Raw genomic sequence first — 501 nt, 5'->3', positions numbered from 1 at the left:
GTGGATATGGAAACTTGTACAGCCAAGGGTATGGAACCAACACTGCAGCACTAAGCACAGCTCTGTTCAACGATGGCTTGAGCTGCGGGTCTTGCTACGAAATGCGATGTGACAATGACCCTAGATGGTGCCTTCCCGGAAGCATCATCGTCACCGCCACCAACTTCTGCCCTCCCAACTTTGCTCAGGCCAATGACAACGGTGGCTGGTGCAACCCTCCCCTCCAGCACTTCGATTTGGCCGAGCCTGCCTTCTTGCAAATTGCTCAGTACCGCGCTGGTATCGTCCCCGTCTCATTCAGAAGAGTTGCTTGTGTGAAAAAGGGAGGGATCAGATTCACAATCAACGGGCACTCCTACTTCAACTTGGTTTTGATCACAAACGTTGCAGGAGCAGGAGATGTGCACTCGGTTTCGATCAAAGGCTCCAAGGGTGGTTGGCAATCCATGTCAAGGAACTGGGGACAGAACTGGCAGAGCAACAACTACCTCAACGGACAAG

At 52.5% G+C, this 501-nt stretch carries 1 protein-coding gene; it reads left to right on the top strand.

From position 1 onward, the window contains the following. On the top strand, window positions 1-501 hold a 501-nt coding region (locus IEV84_RS16700; protein ID WP_188495884.1), incomplete at both ends, for an RlpA-like double-psi beta-barrel domain-containing protein.

It is taken from the genome of Flavobacterium palustre (genome assembly GCF_014639535.1).
GTDB lineage: Bacteria > Bacteroidota > Bacteroidia > Flavobacteriales > Flavobacteriaceae > Flavobacterium > Flavobacterium palustre.
This window is presented reverse-complemented; position numbering and strand designations above follow the sequence as displayed.